The sequence below is a fragment of the Promicromonospora thailandica genome (genome assembly GCF_024171955.1).
Classification (GTDB): domain Bacteria; phylum Actinomycetota; class Actinomycetes; order Actinomycetales; family Cellulomonadaceae; genus Promicromonospora; species Promicromonospora thailandica.
Map to the genome: position 1 here is coordinate 188,052 of NZ_JAMTCS010000015.1, position 20,282 is coordinate 208,333.

Annotated in this window: 14 protein-coding genes; 8 read left to right on the forward strand and 6 right to left on the reverse strand. The window is 74.0% G+C overall.

The genetic code is table 11. From position 1 onward, the window contains the following. Nucleotides 1-129: 129 nt before the first annotated feature. On the forward strand, nucleotides 130-3,978 hold the full coding sequence (locus APR03_RS22580) for a S8 family serine peptidase (protein WP_253839463.1): 3,849 nt from the start codon (nucleotides 130-132) through the stop codon (nucleotides 3,976-3,978). Between the two features lie 52 nt (nucleotides 3,979-4,030). Here APR03_RS22580 and APR03_RS22585 read toward each other — a convergent pair whose 3' ends face one another. Beyond that, entirely contained in the window at nucleotides 4,031-4,468 is a 438-nt protein-coding gene (locus APR03_RS22585; RefSeq protein ID WP_253839464.1) for a hypothetical protein, read from the reverse strand. Nucleotides 4,469-4,536: 68 nt separating this feature from the next. Here APR03_RS22585 and APR03_RS22590 point away from each other — a divergent pair, with 68 nt between their 5' ends. After that, on the forward strand, nucleotides 4,537-4,968 hold the full coding sequence (locus tag APR03_RS22590) for a MarR family winged helix-turn-helix transcriptional regulator (protein WP_253839465.1): 432 nt from the start codon (nucleotides 4,537-4,539) through the stop codon (nucleotides 4,966-4,968). Between the two features lie 30 nt (nucleotides 4,969-4,998). Here the strand turns inward: APR03_RS22590 and APR03_RS22595 are convergent, their stop codons facing one another. Next, nucleotides 4,999-11,229: a Spy0128 family protein gene (locus tag APR03_RS22595; protein WP_253839466.1), complete on the reverse strand. Its 6,231-nt coding sequence runs from the start codon at nucleotides 11,227-11,229 to the stop codon at nucleotides 4,999-5,001. A gap of 241 nt (nucleotides 11,230-11,470) precedes the next feature. Here APR03_RS22595 and APR03_RS22600 point away from each other — a divergent pair, with 241 nt between their 5' ends. Continuing rightward, nucleotides 11,471-12,103, forward strand: coding sequence for a TetR/AcrR family transcriptional regulator (locus APR03_RS22600; protein WP_253839467.1), 633 nt, complete (start codon nucleotides 11,471-11,473; stop codon nucleotides 12,101-12,103). Between the two features lie 74 nt (nucleotides 12,104-12,177). Here APR03_RS22600 and APR03_RS22605 read toward each other — a convergent pair whose 3' ends face one another. Then, nucleotides 12,178-12,882, reverse strand: a complete 705-nt coding sequence (locus APR03_RS22605; RefSeq protein ID WP_253839468.1) for an NADPH-dependent F420 reductase — start codon at nucleotides 12,880-12,882, stop codon at nucleotides 12,178-12,180. Nucleotides 12,883-12,919: 37 nt separating this feature from the next. Further along, a complete protein-coding gene (locus tag APR03_RS22610; RefSeq protein ID WP_253839469.1) occupies nucleotides 12,920-13,687 on the reverse strand; it encodes an SDR family NAD(P)-dependent oxidoreductase in 768 nt (255 codons plus the stop codon). A 313-nt stretch (nucleotides 13,688-14,000) separates the two neighbouring features. Between APR03_RS22610 and APR03_RS22615 the strand changes: the two genes are divergently transcribed. The 3 genes from APR03_RS22615 (at nucleotide 14,001) to APR03_RS22625 (ending at nucleotide 17,658) form a co-directional block, all read left to right on the forward strand. After that, a complete protein-coding gene (locus APR03_RS22615) occupies nucleotides 14,001-15,173 on the forward strand; it encodes a sensor histidine kinase (RefSeq protein WP_253839470.1) in 1,173 nt (390 codons plus the stop codon). 83 nt (nucleotides 15,174-15,256) lie between these two features. Continuing rightward, entirely contained in the window at nucleotides 15,257-15,904 is a 648-nt protein-coding gene (locus APR03_RS22620) for a response regulator transcription factor (RefSeq protein ID WP_275977920.1), read from the forward strand. Nucleotides 15,905-15,987: 83 nt separating this feature from the next. Beyond that, nucleotides 15,988-17,658, forward strand: coding sequence for an alpha/beta hydrolase (locus APR03_RS22625; RefSeq protein WP_253839471.1), 1,671 nt, complete (start codon nucleotides 15,988-15,990; stop codon nucleotides 17,656-17,658). A 55-nt stretch (nucleotides 17,659-17,713) separates the two neighbouring features. Here APR03_RS22625 and APR03_RS22630 read toward each other — a convergent pair whose 3' ends face one another. Both APR03_RS22630 and APR03_RS22635 read right to left on the reverse strand, forming a co-directional pair. Further along, entirely contained in the window at nucleotides 17,714-18,097 is a 384-nt protein-coding gene (locus APR03_RS22630; protein WP_253839472.1) for an SgcJ/EcaC family oxidoreductase, read from the reverse strand. 91 nt (nucleotides 18,098-18,188) lie between these two features. After that, the gene (locus tag APR03_RS22635; RefSeq protein WP_253839473.1) at nucleotides 18,189-18,896 is read right to left on the reverse strand and encodes an SDR family NAD(P)-dependent oxidoreductase; all 708 of its coding nucleotides are present in this window, start codon (nucleotides 18,894-18,896) and stop codon (nucleotides 18,189-18,191) included. Nucleotides 18,897-18,983: 87 nt separating this feature from the next. On the opposite strand from APR03_RS22635, the gene APR03_RS22640 reads away from it, so the two are divergent. Both APR03_RS22640 and APR03_RS22645 read left to right on the forward strand, forming a co-directional pair. Then, entirely contained in the window at nucleotides 18,984-19,598 is a 615-nt protein-coding gene (locus APR03_RS22640; RefSeq protein WP_253839474.1) for a TetR/AcrR family transcriptional regulator, read from the forward strand. A gap of 130 nt (nucleotides 19,599-19,728) precedes the next feature. Then, on the forward strand, nucleotides 19,729-20,282 hold a 554-nt coding region (locus APR03_RS22645; protein ID WP_253839476.1), incomplete at its 3' end, for an ABC transporter ATP-binding protein.

Genomic DNA, 20,282 nt, shown 5'->3' on the forward strand with positions numbered 1-20,282 from the left:
CGGCGGGGACTTCGACCGGGACCGAAGAAACGTTTTCGACACACGCCCGTCACTAAGGTGCACCCGACGCCTGCCAGCGTCTCCCGCGACAGGTCCGGCTCCCCGGACCGCAGAGCACTGGAGTTCGTCGTGAGAAGACACAGATCGGTCGTCGCGGCCACCGCTGCCGCCCTCGTCGTGGGCGTCCTGCCCACGGCGGCCGCCGAAGGCACCGCACCACCGGCCACGCCGGCCGCGGCCGGCGCGGACCAGTCGCCGCCGTCGGTCCCCGACACCGACGTCACCCTCATCACCGGTGACCGCGTCACCACCGGCACCGCCGCCGACGGCGCACCCGTGGTCGGGTTCGAGGCCGCGCCGCGGCCCGACGGCCTGCCCGTCACCTACGAGGCCTTCGGCGACGCCGCCGGCCACTACTTCGTGGTCCCGTCCGACGTCGCGGCCCTCGTGCCCGACAAGCTGGACCTCCGCCTGTTCGACGTCGCCGCGGTGGACAAGGCGGCCGGCCGCGACAAGCCGCTCCCGGTGATCGTGCAGACCACCACCGCCCGGGCGGCCCGCGCGGCGGCACCCACCTGGCGCACGCTCGACGTCGAGGCCGACCGCACCCTCGAGTCCATCGACGCGGTCGCCGGCGACGTCCCCGCCGAGGGGGCACCCGCCCTCCTGGACGCCGTCAAGGACGGCGCGACCGTCGGCAAGGTGTGGCTCGACGCGCCGCTGGAGACCACCGACGCCGACTCCACGCCGCAGATCGGTGCCACCGACGCCTGGGCCGAGGGCGTGGACGGCACCGGCGTGACCGTCGCGGTGCTCGACTCGGGCATCGACACCGGCCACCCGGACCTCGACGAGGGCGTGGTCACCCTGGAGCACGACTTCACCGGGTCCGGCAGCACGACCGACGTCCTGGGCCACGGCACGCACGTCGCCTCGATCATCGCGGGCACCGGCGAGGCGTCCGACGGCGAGAACCGCGGCGTCGCGCCCGGTGCCCGCCTGCTCAACGCCCGCGTGCTGAACGACGAGGGCCAGGGCGAGGAGTCGTGGGCCATCGACGCCATGGAGTGGGCGGCCACCAACGGCGCCGACGTCATCAACATGAGCCTCGGGGTGCGCGGTGGGTACACCGACGGCACCGACCCCTCCGCGCTCGCCGTCGACTCGATCTCGGCGCGCTATGACACGCTCGTGGCCATCGCGGCGGGCAACGAGGGCAACGGCGGCACGCCGTTCACCGTCACCACCCCCGGTACCGCCGACTCCGCCCTGACCGTGGGCGCGGTGTCGGACGACGACCGCATCGCCTACTTCTCGTCCATGGGCCCGCGGTACGGCGACCTGGCCATCAAGCCCGACATCACGGCGCCCGGGGACGGCATCGTCGCCGCCCGCGCCGCGGGGACCTCCATCGGCGAGCCGGTGGGCGACCACTACGCGGCGATGTCCGGCACCTCGATGGCGACGCCGCACGTCGCCGGGGCGGCCGCCCTGCTCAAGCAGGCACGACCGGACCTGGACGGCGAGGCCATGAAGTCGGTGCTCATGGGTTCCGCGGAGCCCACGGGCAACTCGGTGTTCGCCGAGGGCGCGGGCCGCACCTGGGTGCCGGGCGCGATCGCGCAGACGGTGTGGGCCACGCCCGCGTCGCTCTCGTTCGGCCTGTTCGACGAGCTGCGCGCCGACCAGGAGCCGCGGACGCAGACCGTGACGTACACGAACGACTCGGACGCCGACGTCGAGGTGACGCTCAGCCTCTCCCTCAACGCCGGGGACGGCGAGCCGGTCCCGGCCGGGGTGGGCTCCCTGTCCACCGACACCCTGACCGTCCCCGCCCACGGGACCGCGTCGGCCGACGTGACCGTCGACCCCCGCGCGGACGACCCCGACCTGTTCGCCGGCGTGCTCCGCGCCTCCGGGCCGGGGTTCCCGACCGTGCGCACGGTGCTCGCCTTCCAGGTGGACCCGGACATGTACACGCTGCGCATCGAGGCCGACCGCCTGCGCGGTACGCCGGCGCGCAACCCCGACTCCGGCTGGATCCACGGCATCGACGACCCGGACGTGAACCAGTGGTTCCAGTTCACCGACGGCGTCGCCGAGGTGCGCCTCCCGGCCGGCCGGTACGCCGTGCAGGGCCAGCTGTTCGACGCCGTCTCCCCGGAGGCGGACTTCCTCGACACGGTCGTGACCTTCACCCGGGACGCCGACCTGACCACCAGCGGCGCCACGCTGGTGCTGGACGGCGAGCCTGTCCCCGTCCGCGCCGAGACGCCGCGGAAGGTCCGGCCCCGCGCGCTCAGCGCGGACGTGACCCGCATGCTGCCCGGCCGGCCGTGGCCGGTGGCCACGAGCATCTCGGCCAGCACGGGCGACTACGTGGGCGGCATGGACCTCGACGCGTACGTGCTGCCGGACACGGCACCGCTCGCGGGCGACCTGACGGTGACGTCGCGGTTCCTGCTGGACCAGCCGCTGCTCGACGTCGCCACGACCGGCAAGGGCAAGCCGCTCGACGTGTCCCGCGAGCTGGCCTACGCGGTCCGCTCGCCGCGGTACGACGGGACGATGGCGGCCCGGATCGTGGACGGCGGCACCGGCACCCCCGAGGAGCTGGCGGCCGTCCGGGCGAAGGGCGCCGTCGTGCTGATCGAGGACACCGGCGACCCGTCGCTCAACCCGCAGTCCCAGGCCGCCCGGGCCGCCGGGGCCGCCGCGCTGGTCGTGTACGGCTCCACGCCGGGGCCGTTCTTCCACCAGGTGGACAACTACACGATCAACACGATGGAGGACCAGGCCCTGCCGACGCTCACGCTGAAGCGCGATCTCGGTCTGGCGCTCCTGGACGCCGCGCGCCGCGGAGCCACGCTGCGCGGCACGGGCCGCGTGACCCCGGCCTACCAGTACGTGCTGGGCTACCACGAGGACGGCCGGGCGGTACCCCGGTCGCTCACGTACCGGTCGAGGGACAAGGACCTGGCCGCGGTCGAGACCGAGCTGCGCTCGTTCAAGCCGTTCGCGCCCGGCCTCCGCAACGCGGAGCAGATAACGATCACCAGCGGCAGCACGCTGAGCGGCTGGCAGCAGTCGTGGCCGGACGGGGCCGTGAGCGGACGCACGGTGTACTACTCGACCGAGCCCGGGGTGCGGTTCCAGCGTGACGCCACCGCGGCCCAGGGTCTCAACGCCTGGCCCGCGTGGATGCTCGGCGAGCCGGTCACCTACGCGCCCGGTCGCCGCGCGAAGGAGACCTACAACGCCGCGGTCTACCACGGTGGCTTCTGGCCCTCCCCGTCCGCACCGCAGGAGGCGGCGGTCCACCGCGACGGCAGCACCCTCGGCATCGACCTGCCCTACCGGGTCGACGGCGCGGGGCACGCCCAGGAGTGGGGTCCGGACGAGGCCTCGACGGGCCGCTTCCGGGTCTGGCAGGGCGACGACCTGCTCACCGACGACGCGTTCGGCACATACACGACGCAGGACGTCGGCACCGGCACCGACCGGTTCCGCATCCGGCTGGAGACCCGGCGCGAGACGCCGTGGTGGCCGCTGTCGACCGACGTGACCACCGAGTGGGGCTTCACCTCGGGCCGCACCACGGCCCCGGCGGTGCTGCCGCTGCTGCAGCTCGACTACGGCGTGCAGGGTCTGGACGCGTACAACACCACGAGCCGGCGCACCGCGACGCTGGACCTGAGCGTGTCGCACCAGGACGGCGCAGCCGGGGCCTCCCCGGTCACGAGCCTGAAGCTGTGGTCGTCGGCGGACGGCGGCGCGCACTGGACCCCGGTCACGGTCACGCCGGCCGGTAAGCCAGGCAAGCCCGGTAAGCCCGGCCACGGCGGGTCGGGCGCGTACACCGCCACCGTCACGGCCCCGCCCGGCGCGACCACGGTCTCGCTGCGCTCCGAGGCCCGGGACGCGGCGGGCGCCACGTTCTCGGAGACGGTGATCGACGCGTACGCGGTCGGCCGCTGAGCGACCCGTGGCACGACGAAGGCCCCCGTCCTCGCGGCGGGGGCCTTCGCCGTCAGCCGGGCCGGCGCGTGGCCAGCATCCGCTCCTCGAGCACCCAGGTCCGGGCCTCGTCCGTGGAGGCCTCGCCGAGCCAGGTGAAGGATTCCGGCGTGATGTCGGTGAACCGCCAGCGCAGCAGCGGGTCGCCGCCGAGGCTGACGAGCACGATCTCGTCGCCCTCCTCGCGCCCGACGAACGTCCGGACCCGCCCGTTGACCGGCTCGATCGACGTGGACCGCCAGGCCCCGAGGGCGGGGTCGGGGAAGCGCAGCGTCGATCCGTGGAACGCCCGCGGGGCGACGCCGGCACCGGGCTGCCCGGGGCCCGGCACGATCCAGACGTCCTGGACGACGCGTCCGCCCAGCACCCAGCCCACGTGCAGCTCGCCGACGGCGGCCCGCTGCTCGCCGGTCGCGTCCGTGCCGGACCAGCGCAGGTCCCACGAGCCCACGAACTGCCCGAAGGTCGCCAGCCGCGCCGCGTGCTCCTGCGCGGGGCCTCTTTTTCATGAGTGGTCCCGTGAGCGCCGCCGAGGAGTACCGCCTCCTGATCGCCGACGTGTACGAGCTCGCCGGGACGTCCCGGCGCACGAGCGAGGCCCTGGCCGCCGACGCGGGCCAGACCGTGGCGCGCTGGCACACGCTGAGCGTGTTCTCCGCCGACCCGATGACCGTGGCCGACGGCGCACGCCGGCTCGGCCTCGCCCGTCAGAGCGTGCAGCGCGTCGTCCGCGACCTGCTCGCCGAGGGCCTGCTCACGTCCTCCCCCAACCCGGACCACCGCACCGCACCGCTGATCGGCACCACCGCACGGGGCGCCGCCGTGCTGGCCGAGCTCGTCGAGCGCTCCGACGCCGACCGGCGCGCGCGGCTCGCCGCCGGAGGCCTCACCGGCGCGGAGCTGCGTGCGGCCCGGCTGACGCTGCGCGCGGTGCTCGACACCCTCCGGTGACCGGGCACCGCGCGCGGGGTCGGCCGCGCCTCACGCCACCCGGCCCGCGGAGCGGCGGCGCACCGCCACGAGGGTGCCGCCCACCAGGATCAGCACCAGGCCGAGCAGGCCCAGCCACACCGCGTCGAAGCCCGTGACCGGCAGGTCACCCGCCCCCGGGTACGCCGGCGGGCCCGCTGCCCCGGGGTCCCCCGGGTCCTCGGCAGAGGGCGGCGGTTCCGGGGGCGCCGTCGGGGTCGGGGTCGGTTCCCCGGGCGGTGAGGGTTCGGGGCCCGGGTCGGAGACGGTGTGCTCGGTGGCGCGGCACGCCGCGTCGTCGTCCGGGCAGGGCGCGGGCGGCGGGGCGGAGCCGGCTCCCGTGACGACGTTGCGCAGCGCCTGCCCGCCCGCGTCGTCCGCGACGGTCACCCGGTAGGACACCGTGGCCCGCTCCCCCGCGGCGACGTCGGGGACCGTCCAGGTCAGCGTGGTGCCGTCGAGGACGAGACCGTCCGGGAGGTCGCCGAGCGTGGCGTGCGCCAGCACGCCGGTCAGGTCGTCGGTCGCCGCCGCCCCCACGAGGGTCGTCGTGGCGGTGTTGGTCGCGGTGAGGGTGTAGGTCACGACCGACCCGGGCGCCACCGTCGAGCCGCTGCCCGGGTCCGAGGTCTTGGTGAGGGTCCACGCGTTGAACGTGTTCCGGAAGGCGATCTGCGGGAACTGCCGCGGCACGTCGTCCTCGGCCGTGACGACCTCGTCCAGCAGCTCGCCCGTGTCCGCGTCGCGGATCACGGAGGTGGCCTGCAGCACGCCGTCCTCGCGCCGGCTCGGCGTGGTGCAGACCTGGTAGCGCGTCTCGTCGTAGGTGATGCCGGGTAGCGGCGGGTCCGGGATCTCCTCGGCATAGACGTAGCAGTACGAGTACCCGAGCACATCCTCGGTGAGGACCGGCCGGGCCTCGCGCTCGAACAGGGCGAGCTCGCCGTCGGCCGCACCCGGCATCGCGAACACCGTGCCGTCGGGGTACGGCACCTGGCCGTCGGTGATCTCGGCGGAGCGCTCGTCCAGGGGCACCACCCGCACGCCGAACTCGCCGTCGGCGCTGTCGCGGCCGTCCAGCCGCTTGCGGATCTCGTAGTGGTACGGGGTGCGGTAGATGTTCTCCATGTGGCCGTCCGGCCCCACGACCTCGGTCCGCAGCGTGCCCGACCCGTCGTCGGTGACCCGCACCGTGACGTTCACGACCCGCTCGGTGTCGTACACGATGTCCTCGATCGGGTCGGACGACGGCGCGACCTCCCGGATCGTGTACGCGTACTCGCCGGGCTCGGTGAACGTGATCGGACCGAGCTCCGCGCTGCGGATGAGCGGCGACGCCGTGGCCGAGTCCGCGGTGACCTCGACGGTGGTCTCCTCGGGCATCGGTGCGCCCGGCGTCGCCGGGGACAGCCGGAACGTGAACGTGTCGCCCGCGCGCCAGTCGCGCCCGACGATCCGCTTGTCCACGGGGATCGTCGCCGTGCCCGGACCCGCCTCGTACGTGTTGGCGAAGCCGACCTCGGGGACGCCGCCGGTCCGCGAGTCGTGCACCACGGTGCCGCCGCGCTCGGACGTCACGGTGGTCTCGACCCACATCTCGCGCGCGACCTCGTCGTACCGGGCCCGGACCTCGACCGTGTGCACGGTGTCGTCCGAGGTGACGCCGCCTGCGGCGCTCTCCTGCTCCGTGATCACGTAGGTGTACGCACGGCCGAGGTCCGTCTGGGTGAGCTCCATCTGCGGCAGCTGGACCACCGGGGCGGGCTGTCCGTCCGGCGCGTCGGCGGTCGTGGCGAACACCTGGCGGGCCTCGTCCCAGCCGAGCTTCTCGCGCGACGCGTCGTCCTGCGCCTCGACCACGACCTCGAACTCACCCGCCACCGGCTCGCGCCCGGTGAGCGTCTTGGTCACGACGACGTTGGCGAACGGCACCCGCGCGCGGAACCGGTTGACGAGCTCGGCCTCACCGCGGGCCGTGCTCACGGCCGCCTCGAGCTGCCCGTCGAGGCGGTCGCCGGCGGGCTCGTCGGTCACGGTCACGGTGTAGACGACGGCCCGCGGGTCGGGCTCGACGCCGGGCACCGCCGGCTCGGCCCGCTCGGTCACGGTGAACCCGTAGACCCCCTGGCGGTGGAACGTGATCGCGCCGAACGTCACGTTCGGGGCCCCGTCGGCCGGTGCCGTCGCCGTCGCGGTCGCGGGGTCCGGCAGCTCGATCTCCCCGGCCTCGACGGCGGCGCGCGTCACGTCGTCGGCCGGGGCGAGGTCGAACGTGAACGCGTCGCCGTCCGCCCAGGGGCGGCCGTCCAGGGTCTTGGTGGCCGTGAGCGCGACGTCCGCCGGCTCGGGGTCGTAGGCGTTGACGAAGACGGGGCCGTCGCCCTCGGGTCCGTAGTCGCCCGTCGCCGGGTCGCAGCCGCCCCACGGGTCCGCCTCGGTGACGGCGTCGGCCGTGGTCTCGCAGGTGGTGACGACGGGGTCGACGAGCGGACCGTCGGGGGACGCGACGCTGCCGACGTCGATCCGGAAGAACCACACCGCGTCCGAGAGCGTGAGCCCCGGGACGGGCGGGTCGAACGGGTCCTCGCGGGCGGCGTAGAAGTACGTGCCGCCCACGTGGTCCTCGGTGTAGCGCAGCGGGGGCGACGGGACGCTGATGCTGCCCGGCGTGGCCCGCACCTGGGCCGTACGGCCGCCGTCGGCGAACTCGAGCGGCGGCTCGGCCGGGTCCTCCTCGTCGACGGCGCCGAAGGTGAAGGCGTACGGGATCAGCGGCGGACGCACCTGCCCCGGCCCGGCCAGCGACGCGTCCCGGACGTGCTTGACCACCTCGAGCGCCCGGTCGAGGTCGCCCGCGCTCCACGTGTTGGTGAAGGTCGCGGGCGGCTCGACGACGCCGGGGGCCTCCCCGCCCGCGTCGTCGCGCACGCGGGCGAGCGCCGTCGTCGTCCGGAGCTGCCCGGTGCCGGTGTCGGTGACCTCGACCGTCCAGCGGTACTGCGCGAGCGAGTCCTGCACGCCCGGCACGTCCGTGGCGAGCTCGACGAGCCCGTACTCGAACGTGCCGGGCCGCGTGAACGTGACGGCGCCGAAGTCCGTCTCCTGACCCTCGGCGTCGATCGTGCGCGTCACGCAGCCGCTCTCGGCGTCGCCGTCCGCCGGGACGGGTGCGGTGCCCACGGGGCACAGCCGTACGCGGTACGCGCCGTCCAGCCAGCTGGGGCTCATCGCCTTGGTCGCGGCGACCGTCGTCAGGGTGACGGGCTCGACGTCGTAGACGTTGTCCCACACCAGCCGCGGGACCGTGGCCTGCGGGACGGCGACGGTCCCGTCCGTCACCTCGGGTGCGACGGGCGTCCACGCTCCGGGCGGCGCGACCTCGGCCACGGCGTACCCGGCGCCGTCGGGCAGCCCCATGACGCGCGCGTGCTCGCCGTCGCGCAGGGTGATCGTGCCGCCCGTGGCGACGGTGCCGGCGCGCCCGGCCACGCCGTCGGCGTCGAAGACGCGGTACGGCAGCTCTCCCGCGAGCGGGCCGCCCGCCGGGTCGGTGAGCGTGACCCGGAAGGCGAACTCCTGGTCCGGGTCGGGTGCGAGCCCGGCCTGGGCCGTCGTCACCGTCTTGCCGACCTCGAACGCGCCCGGGGACGCGTACTCGAGCCAGCCGTTGTTGCCGAGGCGGATGCGCACCGACTGCGCGACGTCGGGCTCCACGGCGGCCTCGCGCGAGAAGGCGTCGGTCTGCGTGCGGTTGGCCGCCGGGTCCTCGACGGCGCACGTCAGGCTGTCCGACACCCAGACCACGTTCTCCTCGGCGCACTTGTGGATGTCGAGGTTCGCGACCCGCTCGGAGAGGTTGTACAGGCCGGCCGGCGCCACCATCACCCCGCCCACCGGGCGGATCTGCGCACCCTCCGTCTGCCCGGCCAGCAGGTTCGCCTTGGTGGTGGGCAGGTACACGAGCGTCTTGGTCGGTTCGTCGCCCTGCCCGCCCGTGGTGCTGTAGCGGGGCAGCGCGCGGTACACGGTGGCCGTGCCCGGCAGTGCGTCCCACTCCCCGGGCGTGATCGTCGCGCCCGGGTCCTGTGCGGTGTACAGCACGGAGTCGCGCGCGAACCGGTAGAAGTCGTTGCGGGTCGAGGGCCGGAAGGTGACGCCGGCGCGCGAGGTGCGCGTGCCGTCGTCGGCCGTGTCGAACGCGTTGGCGTAGAAGCGGAGCGCGCCGTCCACGGTGTGCTCGCCGACGTACGCCGCGAGCGCCGCCTGGTCCGCGGCCGGCAGGGCCGTCGGGTCGGTGAGCGCGGACGCGACGCCGGGCTTGGGCGCGACCTTGTAGTAGAGGTGCACCGGGTGGGAGGACCACCAGCTCATGCTCCGGGGCGCACCGTCGAGGTCCTCCAGCACGGAGGTGTTGATCATCGGCAGCAGGGCCACGGGGATCTTGACGGTGACGATGTCGCCCACGGCGAGGGAGACGTTGGACTCGACCGTCACCACGATGTTCGCCAGGTCGGTCTCGGGGAACAGGTCGTTCGCCGCGTAGGAGCCGTCGAAGACGTAGGTGGTCGTGTTGCCGCTGGTCGTGGTGGTGTGTTCGGTGAACTCCTCGGGGTCGCAGTCGGTGCGGCCGTCCTGCTGGAGGATCGAGCAGAACACCACGCTGTCCATCTTGCTGACGCGCATGAAGGGGCCGAGCGGGTCGGTGAACGTCACGTACCCGTCGGTGTTGGGGTCGGGCGTGGTGGTCTCGACGGGCAGCACGGGCTCCTCGGTGAGCACCTGGTTCGCGATCCGCTCGAACACCGCGACGAGCTCCTCGGCGGTGTTCGGCGCGTCGAACGTCGTGTTGTACCGGAGCTGCTCGTAGGTCGGGTCGTAGGTGACGGCGTTGACGGAGGCCGAGCCGCTGCTCACCTGGCCGCTGGGGCGGTTGACCCGGAACGCGGCGGTGCTGTTCACGGTGACCGTGGTGGAGCCGGTGGTGGCGTAGGTGCCCATCGCGCTGCCGAACGAGGTCGCCATCGCGTTGGCCGGGTTGACCTGCCCCTGTGCGGGCAGGGTGCCGCGCGGGTCGAGGGTCGCGTACGCGAGCTGCTGTCCCTGCGGCTGCAGCGCGGACATGCCGAGGCCCACGGTGTAGACGTTGGTCTCGACGGGCGAGAAGCCGTGCGCGGTGTTGTACGCCTCGTCGTTGTAGACGTCGGTGACCTGGTTCTTCAGGTAGGCGCCGGAGAGCGCGGCGAGGTAGCCGTTGCCGAAGTACTGGGTCGCCGTCGGGGACGCCGGTCCGTGGTTCGCCGTGCCCTGCAGGTTCCACCAGGCCGCCTCGTTGGCGGACAGCGTGGGCTCCCCGTCGGAGAAGACGATGACGCTGGGGATGTGCTGCTCGTCGCCCGCGACGGCGCTCGTCGCCTGGTCGGCGAGCACCGACCTGGCGCGGTCGATACCGCGGTGGATGTTCGTCGACTGGGCGCTGGTGCCGACGTACCCGACGGTGAGGTTCTCCCCCACCGTGGTGATCGTCATGCGGCCCTGGGCGTTGGGCGGGCCGAACACGAGGTAGTCGTCCGTGCCGGTGACGGTCTGCGGCCGGGTCAGGGGCGTGACGGTGGTGGCGGCGGTGCCGAACGCGACGATGCTGACGCGTGCGTCCGGGTCGGCCTCGACGATGTGCTGGATCGCCGCGTTGACGCCCTCGACCATCGCGTACGCGCGGGAGTTGCGGTAGCTCGTCGCGCCGGAGCCGGTCGAGCTGCAGGTGCTCGACGTGCCGACGCACAGCGTCATCGAGTTGGAGTTGTCGATGGCGATCACGAGGTCGATGACCGGCTCGCGGGTGGACCGCACCTGTCGCGTGGTGCCGAGAGCGGACAGCACGACCGCCATCTCGTCGTCGGCGATGTCGAGGTCGTGGTCGACCCCGGCCTCCTCGGCCGCCTCGTCGTCACCGAACACGGTCTTGTCGGTCCAGATGCGGCCCGGGTTCTGGGACTGGTGGGTGACGTTCGGGTTGTCGCTGTCGGGCCGCGACCCGGGGTAGCGGTGCCAGGAGGCGTGGTCGGTCAGCTTCGCGGCGGGCGTCAGGCCGCCGCGGACCGGATCCGCCCGCGCGGCCGGCCCGGCCGCCCAGAGCAGTCCCGACCCGACCAGCGCGGCGGCGGCCCCCGCGGCCACCAGACGGTGCGCCCGGGTTCGCGCCCGCGCACGCCACGACCCGGCAGAACCCTTGCGACGACGGTGCACGGTGATCCCTTACGCCTCGTGCCAGACCTGGGCGGGACCGCCGTGCTCGTCCGGCCCGGTCCCGGTGACCGCCGGCGCCGGCCCTGGCCAGGCTGCCCGCGGAAGTCACATCGCGCGACGCACCCGCGCTCGGGCGCGTCCCTGCCATGCTACGAAGGCGGTGGGAATCGGCAACGGCAGGGCGGAGCGGAGCATCCCCGCGCCGTCAAGGTGGCACGCTCATGCTAGATAGGATGAGGCCATGCCGAAGAGAGTCGACCCGGACGCCCGCCGGGAGCAGGTCGCCGACGCGGTGATCGACGAGATCGCCGAGCACGGGCTCCGCGCCGTCACCCTCGCCCGGATCGCCGCCCGCAGCGGCCTGGCCATCGGGAGCATCCGCCACTACTTCGGCGACACCCTCCGCGAGGTCATGCGCTTCACGCTCGACGTGCTCGTCCAGCGCGCCCTGCGCCGCGCCGAGACGCTGTCCGACGACCCGGTGGCCCGGATCGCGGAGGCGATCGCCTTCGCCGCGCCGACCACCGACCAGGAACGCAAGGAGAACGCGGCCCTCGTCGAGTACCGCGTCATGGGGCGCACCGACCCGGAGCTCGCGGCCGAGATCACGGCCACCTCCGCCGCCGGCGCCGAGACGATCCGGTCGCTGCTGGGCGCGGCGCTGACCGGCCGCGTGATCGACGAGGAGACGCTGCACCGCGAGGCGCTCCTGCTCTTCGCCCTGGTCGAGGGCCTCTCGTTCAGCTCGGCCCTGCACTCCGCACCGCTGCGTGAGGCGGACGTGCGCACCATGGTGACGGCGTCCGTGAACCGCCTGCGCGAGGCGTGCCCGCCGGCGCCCGCCGCTGGGCACGCCACCGTGGGCCGCGCGTGACGGCCGGGCCGTACCGGGTCTCCCCCGGTACGGCCCGGCCGGCGTGCCGACCAGGGTGGCCGACGGGTGCGCCGTCAGCCCTGCGCGGGCGTGGGGACTCCGGCCGCGACCAGGACCGCCGGTGCGAGGCGGTCGAGCGCACCCTCGAACTGGTGGTCCGCCAGCAGGTGCACCAGCACGTTGAGCTGCTCGATGTTCCGCGCGGACGTCAGCGGCCCGGCATCGAGCGCGGTGAAGCCGGCGTCCCCGGCCAGCGTGCGCACCTGGGCCTTGGCCGAGGCGTCGTCACCGGCGAGGAGCACCGGCGGCGCGGGCTCCGGCGCGGGCCACCGCCGCGCGTCGAGCAGGGTGGACGGCACGGTGTTGAACGCCTTCACCACCCGCGCCGCCGGGAGCCGCCGCTGCAGCTCCTCGCTGGTCGACGTCCGCGCCATGAACGCGGCGTCGTACGAGTGCTCGAAGTCGCCGCTCACCTGCAGCGGGTTCATGGTGTCGATCACCACCTTGCCCGCCAGACCGCCCGCCGGACCGCCCGCCTGGGGGCCGACGGCGTCGAGCACGGCGTCCAGCCGGGGCCAGTACACCGAGAACAGCACGACGTCGCCGAACTCGGCGGCCTGAGCCGGCGTGCCGGGGACCGCCCCCGGGTTCTCCGCGACGAACGCGTCCAGCTTCTGCTGCCCGCCGTCCTTGGCCACCATGACGTCGTGGCCCGCGGCGAGCCAGGCCCGCGCCAGGGCGCGACCGATGTTTCCTGCGTTGACTACTCCGATACGCATGTCTTCCTCCGGTGGTGCTGTGGGATGCCGGGCAGGCTCAGAGCTGGTAGCCGCCGCTGGCCTCGATGACCTGACCGGTCACCCAGCGGCCCTCGTCCGAGGCGAGGAAGGCGACCACCGCGGCGATGTCGGAGACGTCGCCGAACCGGCCCAGCGCGGTGTCCGCCTCGATGGAGGCCACCAGGTCCGCGTTCTCGCGGACGGCGGTGTTCATGTCGGTGCGCACCCAGCCGGGTGCCACGGCGTTCACCGTGACGCCGCGCGGCCCGAGCTCCATGGCCAGGGCGCGGGTCAGGTTGTTGATGCCCGCCTTGGCCATGGAGTACACCGGTACCGACTGCATCGGCCGCGCGCCGGCGGCGGACGAGACGTTGACGACGCGCCCGCCGTCGGCGAGGCGGCTCAGCGCGGACTGGACGACGAAGAACGGCGCGCGGGCCTGGACCGCGAACATCGTGTCCCAGCTCTCCGGCGTGCTGTCGGCGAGGCCGCCCCAGCCGGAGTTGCCCGCGTTGTTGACGAGCACGTCGAGGGAGGTGCTCCCGGTGCGCTCCACGAGCTCGCGGTCGAGCCTGCTGAACAGGTCCGGCACCGCACCGGCGTCGGAGAGGTCGGCCTGGAGCGCGAACGCGCTGCCACCCGCCTGCTCGATCGCCGCGACCGCCTCGTCCGCGCCCGCCCTGCTCGCGTTGTACGTCAGCGCGACGGCCGCGCCCTCGCTCGCCAGACGCTCGGCGACCGCCCGGCCGATGCCTCGTGAGCCCCCGGTGACGAGAGCGGTCTTCCCAGTAAGTAGCTGCGGCATAGAACATTCCTTGCTCGAAGAGGTGCGGGACCACGGCTGGATCAGCCGGCACCGATCCTCGGTCCGGGCGCGCCAGGGTTCCAGGCGCCCGCGTTCCCGGGGAACGCAGGTACCACCCAGGCCCTCAGGCGGCGGTGCCCGCGATCCCGCGCAGGAAGACCGCGCGCTGCTCCGCCGCGGCCTCGTCCCAGCCCGGGAAGGTCGTCATGGGCTGGGCGAGCCGGACTCGGACGTGGCCCGCCGGGCCGTCGCCGACCGGGTGCGCGTCCTGCGGTCGCTGTGACGGGAGCCGGGCGCGGCTAGGCTCTGGGCGATGGACAGGTCCGGGGGCGCGCTGCGAGGCAGAGCCGGCGACCTCGCCGTCCTCGTCGTGGCGGTCGCCTGGGGGCTGCTCACCGCGCGGATCCAGGAGGCTGCCGCGGAGCCGCTGCCCGCCGCCCTCCTGGACGCCGACCTCGCCACCGGGGTGGTCGGCTGCGTCGCGCTGTGGTGGCGACGACGGTTCCCGGTGCCGATCGCCCTGGCCCTGGCCTGCGCCACCGTGTACTCCGAGACGGTGGCCGGCGCGGCCGTCCTCGGGCTGTTCACGGTGGCGGTCCACCGCCCGGTCCGCACGACGGTCGCGGTGTGCGGGACGAGCCTGGCCGCGCTCACCGCACACCAGCTGCTCCGGCCGGACCACGTCACCCCTCCGCTCACGGTGTTCACGATCATCGGCCTGGGACACCTCGCCACCGTGGCGTGGGGGCTCACGGTGCGCAGCCGACGCGCGCTGGTCGCGTCCCTGCACGAGCGGGCCGCAGCCGCCGAGGTCGAGGCCCGGCTGCGGGCCGAACGGTCCGAGCACGAGGCGCGCCACGCGCTGGCCCGGGAGATGCACGACGTCCTGGGGCACCGCCTGTCGTTGCTGAGCGTGCACGCGGGCGCGCTCTCCTACGCACGGGGCGCGCCGCCCGAGGACGTGGCGCGCGCCGCCGAGGTGGTCCGGCAGAACGCGCACCGCGCGCTGCAGGACCTGCGCGACGTGATCGGGGTGCTCCGCGCGCCGGTGGGCGAGCTGCCGCTGCCGGCGGTCGAGGACGTGCGCGAGCTGGTCGACGAGGCACGCCAGGCCGGTACGCCCGTGGAGCTGCGGGACGGCGCGGGCCTGACGACGGGTGGGCAGACGCTCCCGGAGACGCAGGGGCGCACGGTCTACCGCCTGGTGCAGGAGGGCCTGACCAACGTGCGCAAGCACGCGGCCGGCTCCTCGGTGACGGTGCGGATCGAGGGCCGCGCCGGCGACCACGTCACCGCCGAGGTGGTCGACACCCCGCCCGCGGGACGGTCGCCGGCCCGCGTACCGCCCCCTCCCCGGTCCGCCGTCCCCGGCACCGGGCTGCGCGGGCTCGAGGAGCGGGTCCGGCTCGTGGCCGGCCGGCTGGAGCACGGCCCGACGGACGAGGGCGGCTGGCGCGTCCGGATACGTCTACCGTGGCCGCTGTGACACGCACCCCGCCGGACGGCGCCGAGCACGAGACCGGGCCTGTCGCCGCTCGGTCCGCCGGGTCCGCTCCCGCCGTCCGCGTCCTGCTCGTCGACGACGACCCCGTGGTCCGCTTCGGGCTCCGGATGATGCTGAGCGGCGCCCCGGACCTGTCCGTGGTGGCCGAGGCCGGCGACGGGGCGGAGGCGGTGGCGCTGGCCCGGCGCCACCGGCCCGACGTCGTGCTCATGGACATCCGGATGCCCGGGACCGACGGGCTCACGGCCACGGAGAGCCTGCGGAGCCGGCCGGGGGCGCCGCAGGTCGTCGTGCTCACCACCTTCGACGCCGACGCCCACGTGCTGCGGGCGCTGCGCGCCGGTGCCGCCGGGTTCCTCCTCAAGGACACACCGCCGGACGAGCTCGTCGTCGCCGTCCGGCACGCGGCCCAGGGGCGTCCCGTGCTCTCGCCCGGCGTGACCCGCCGGCTGATCGACCGGGTGGCCGAGGCGGGGCAGGACGACCGGAAGGCCGAGGCACGCCGACGGCTGGACGTGCTCGCCGACCGGGAACGCGTCGTCGCGGCGGAGATCGGCGCGGGCCGCACCAACGCGGAGATCGCCGCGCGCCACCACCTCGGCCTGACGACGGTCAAGACCCACGTGTCGGCGATCCTCACCAAGCTGGACCTCAACAACCGGGTGCAGGTCGCACTGCTCGCGCACGAGGCGGGGCTCACGACGGACGACTGACGACCGCCGGCTCCGACTTTGGTCGGCCACCTCGGACCGTTCGGCCGAGGCCACCGCCGGACGGCCCGCCTAGCGTCGAGGACATGTCATCCTCACCTCCACGAACCCGTCCGTCCCACGTCTCCCTGCGACTCGCCGCGGTGCTGGCCGCCGCCGCACTCGTCCTCACCGGCTGCGCCGGCGGGGCGGGCACGGCGGGCGCCGCGAGCGCGGCCGGCGCTGCGGCGGCTCGGACACCGGACCGAGCGGCCACCGCCGGACCGGCCGCGCCCGCCCCGGACCCCGTCGACTGGCAGGCGTGCGGCACCGGCTTCGACTGCGCCACCGTCGAGGTGCCGGTGGAGTACGGCAGCCCGCGCGGTGAACGGATCGAGCTCGCCGTGACGCGGCACCGCGCCACCGACCCGGACCGGCGCATCGGCAGCCTGTTCGTCAACCCCGGCGGCCCCGGGGTGTCCGCGACCGAGATGGTCGAGCGCATCGACGTCGCCCACGGCACGGGCCCGTTCTCGGCGGAGGTCGTGGCCCGGTTCGACGTCGTCGGCGTGGACCCGCGCGGCGTCGGCGACTCCGAGGCCGTGCGCTGCCTCACCGACGAGCAGCGCGCCGCACAGGCCGCCGAGGACCGGGACCCGACGATCCCCGGCGGCAAGCGGTTCGGCAGGCTCCTCACCGACGCCCGCACCTTCACGCACGGGTGCCTCGACCACCAGAGCCGCACGTTCCTGGCCAGCCTGTCCACCGACAACGTGGCCCGGGACCTGGACCAGGTGCGGGCGGCGCTCGGCGAGGAGCAGATCACCTTCTACGGCGCCTCCTACGGCACCGTGGTCGGCCCCGTGTATGCCACGCTGTTCCCCGAGCGGGTGCGCCAGATGGTCATCGACGGGCCGGTCGACACCGACCTGTGGCAGAACGACCCGCTGCGGCTCCTGGACGACGTCGAGGTGTCCAACGAGCGGACGCTCGACGCCTGGTTCGAGACCTGCCGCGCCGAGGGCACCGCCGTGTGCTCGTTCGGCGACGGGGACCCCGAGGCCGCGTTCGACGCGCTGGTCCGGCAGCTCGAGAAGCGGCCGCTGCAGGTTCAGCCGGTCGACGGTCTCACGCCGGGCGGGCCCCTGGACGGCGCCGCGGCACTGGAGGGCGTGCGGGCCGCCGCGGGCAACCAGGCGCTCTGGCCGCTGCTCACGGCGGGCCTGATCGGCGCGGAGCAGGGCAACGGCACGTTGCTGCACGCCATGGTGTCGTCGGTGACCGTCGCCCCGTTCGGCGGACCGTTCGCGACCCTCCAGGAACCGCACACCGCGGTGCGGTGCGCCGACTGGCCGGAGGTCGACCGGCTGTCCGACCACCACCGTGCGGCGCGGACGATCGCCGAGCGGCACGACCGGCTCGGCGGGCGGGCCGCGTACAGCGCGCTGAGCTGCGCGCTGTGGCCCGTCGACAACAGGGACCGTTTCACCGACGTGCTCGACGGCGCCGGCGCTCCCCCGGTCCTCGTGGTCGGCGGCCGCCTGGACAACGTCTCCCCGCACCACTGGGCCGAGGCCATGGCCGAGCGCCTGGACGACGCCGTCCTGCTCACCCGGGAAGGCGTCGGCCACACCTCCTACGGCACCAGCGGCCCGTGCGTCGACGACGCCGTGGACGCCGTGCTGATCGACGGGATCCTGCCGGAGGACGGCACCGTGTGCGACGTGCCGCCCGCCACCACGAAGCCGCTCGCCGCGCCCGCGGGCGCCGGCGCGTAGCGGCCCGCGCACCGAGCGGGGCCCGGTCCCGGTGGGACCCGGGTCCCGCTCTCGGTCACGACCTGCGGGAGACGTGGTAGTGGCGCAGGAGCCAGACGCCGTCCGCCTCCACGGCGACGACGGTGAGGTAGACCCGCACCGGCTGGTCGGGGCGGTGGAAGGTGACGGCCGCGTAGCCGACGGCGACGCCGGGCGCGAGCTCACGGGCGTGGAGCACGGTGTGCTCCACGGTCAGCCCGGGCGGCTGCTTGCCGTAGTAGGCGACGACAGCGGCCCGGCCGAAGGCCGGCTCGGGATCGAAACCCTGGAACAGGGCGTCCTCGGTGAACTGCGCGGCGATCTGGTCGAGGTCGCGCCGGCGGATGCCGTCGGCCCAGCGGTCGAGCAGTGCGGAGACGGCCGTGCTGATGTCGGGGCCGGTGACGTCGGGGCTGGTCATGCGGGACCTCCTGGTCCGGTGGATCGGTGGTGGCGGCGGGCCGGTTCCCCGCCCCCTCCGGGGCGGCCCGGGTGGGCCGCCCCGGTGCGGTTCAGTGACCGGCGATCTGTCCGCCGTCGATGTGCAGGAACTCGCCCGTGACGAAGGGCGACTGCTCCAGGTAGACCACGCCGCGGGCGACGTCGTCCACCTCGCCCAGGCGGCCGACGGGGTGCAGGCCGGCCAGCGCCTCGTGGGTCTCCTCGGGGTGCATCGGGGTCTTGATGACGCCGGGCGAGACGGCGTTGAAGCGGATGCCCCGCTCCGCGTACTCGATCGCGAGGGCGCGGGTCGCCGAGGCGACCCCACCCTTGGTGACGGAGGCGAGGGCCGAGGGGAACACCGAGAGCGCGCTCTCGACGAGCGTCGTCGTGATGTTCACGACGTGCCCGCCGCCGGCGGCCAGCATCTCCGGGATGGCGCGCTGCGTGATGTGGAAGAAGCCGCCGACGTTCACGGCGACCATGGTGTCGAGGTCCTCGGCGGTGTACTCGGTGAACGGCTTGGCGATGAAGACGCCCGCGTTGTTCACGAGCGTGTCGACGCGGCCGAAGCGCTCGACGGCGGTCTTCACGACCAGGTCGGCGGTCGCCGGGTCGGCGATGTCGCCGGCGACGACCGCGAGGTCGTCCGCCTCCTCCCGGGCGATGGTGCGCGAGGTGGCGACCACGGCGTACCCGATCTCCCGGAACGCTGCCACCAGGCCCTCGCCGATGCCCTGGGACGCTCCCGTGACGACGACTACCTTGCGTGTGCTCATGTCTGGACTCCTTGGTGTCGGTGCTAGTAGACGGTCGGTCAACTACCAGCGCTTCCCGTTATAGTTGACCGGTCGTATACTGTCAACATGCCGAGAACCTCGAACGGACGTGAGCGCCTGGTCCAAGCGGGCGTGGAACTGTTCTCCCAGCGCCCCTACGGGTCGATCGGCGTCGCGGAGCTCTGCGCGCACGCCGGCGTGAACAAGGGGTCCTTCTACTACTTCTTCCCGTCCAAGGAGGCTCTGGCGCTCGCCGTCATCGACCACCACTGGACGTGGCAGCAGGGCGTGTGGGCCGGGATCCTGGACGACCCCGGGACGATCCTGGAGCGGCTCCGCGCGCTGTTCGCCGCCACCACGAAGATGCAGGTCGACGCGCGGGTGGGCACGGGCTGGGTCACCGGGTGCCTGTTCGGCAACCTGGCGCTCGAGGTCAGCTCGCAGAACGAGCCGGTGCGGCTGCGTCTCGAGAAGATCTTCGACGAGCAGATCGACATGATCCGCTCCGCCCTCGCCGCCGCCGTCGCGTCCGGGGAGCTCGACCGCCCGGCGGACGACGTCGACGGCGCCGCGAGGGCGATCGTCGCGCAGCTCGAGGGGCTCGTGCTCTTCGCGAAGGTGTTCAACGACCCCTCGCAGCTCGACGCGCTGTGGCAGAACAGCCTGCGCCTGCTCGGGCCCACCCCCTCACCCACGAGGTAGCGGAGTCGCGTCGCCCTGGCCGGGAAGGACTGGGGCCCCGAATGCGTTCACCCCGCATCTCGCCCCACCGGCCCGGTGGGACCACAACGGATCGTCCGGCACGTTCCTGCCGGTGGAGGGATGTTTTCTCATGGCTACGGTCACGTTCGACCACGCATCACGGGTCTACCCGGGCACCGAGACGCCCGCGGTCGACGAGCTCACGCTCGCGGTCGAGGACGGCGAGTTCCTGGTCCTGGTCGGACCCTCAGGAAGCGGCAAGTCCACAGCCCTGCGGATGCTGGCGGGTCTGGAGGACGTCAACGGCGGGCACATCCTCATCGGTGACCGCGACGTCACCGACGTGCAGCCCAAGGACCGCGACATCGCGATGGTCTTCCAGAACTACGCGCTCTACCCGCACATGTCGGTCGCGGACAACATGGGCTTCGCCCTGAAGATCGCCGGCACCCCCAAGGCCGAGATCCGCCAGCGGGTCGAGGAAGCCGCCAAGATCCTCGACCTGACCGAGTACCTGGACCGCAAGCCCAAGGCCCTCTCCGGTGGCCAGCGCCAGCGCGTGGCCATGGGCCGCGCCATCGTGCGCCAGCCCCAGGTCTTCCTCATGGACGAGCCGCTGTCCAACCTGGACGCCAAGCTGCGCGTGCAGACCCGCACCCAGATCGCCTCCCTGCAGCGCCGCCT

Coding starts and splice junctions, on each gene's coding strand:
- APR03_RS22600 (WP_253839467.1), top strand. CDS start 11,471: ATGCCGAAGAGAGTCGACCCGGACGCCCGCCGGGAGCAGGTCGCCGAC.
- APR03_RS22605 (WP_253839468.1), bottom strand. CDS start 12,882: ATGCGTATCGGAGTAGTCAACGCAGGAAACATCGGTCGCGCCCTGGCG.
- APR03_RS22610 (WP_253839469.1), bottom strand. CDS start 13,687: ATGCCGCAGCTACTTACTGGGAAGACCGCTCTCGTCACCGGGGGCTCA.
- APR03_RS22615 (WP_253839470.1), top strand. CDS start 14,001: ATGGACAGGTCCGGGGGCGCGCTGCGAGGCAGAGCCGGCGACCTCGCC.
- APR03_RS22625 (WP_253839471.1), top strand. CDS start 15,988: ATGTCATCCTCACCTCCACGAACCCGTCCGTCCCACGTCTCCCTGCGA.
- APR03_RS22630 (WP_253839472.1), bottom strand. CDS start 18,097: ATGACCAGCCCCGACGTCACCGGCCCCGACATCAGCACGGCCGTCTCC.
- APR03_RS22635 (WP_253839473.1), bottom strand. CDS start 18,896: ATGAGCACACGCAAGGTAGTCGTCGTCACGGGAGCGTCCCAGGGCATC.
- APR03_RS22640 (WP_253839474.1), top strand. CDS start 18,984: ATGCCGAGAACCTCGAACGGACGTGAGCGCCTGGTCCAAGCGGGCGTG.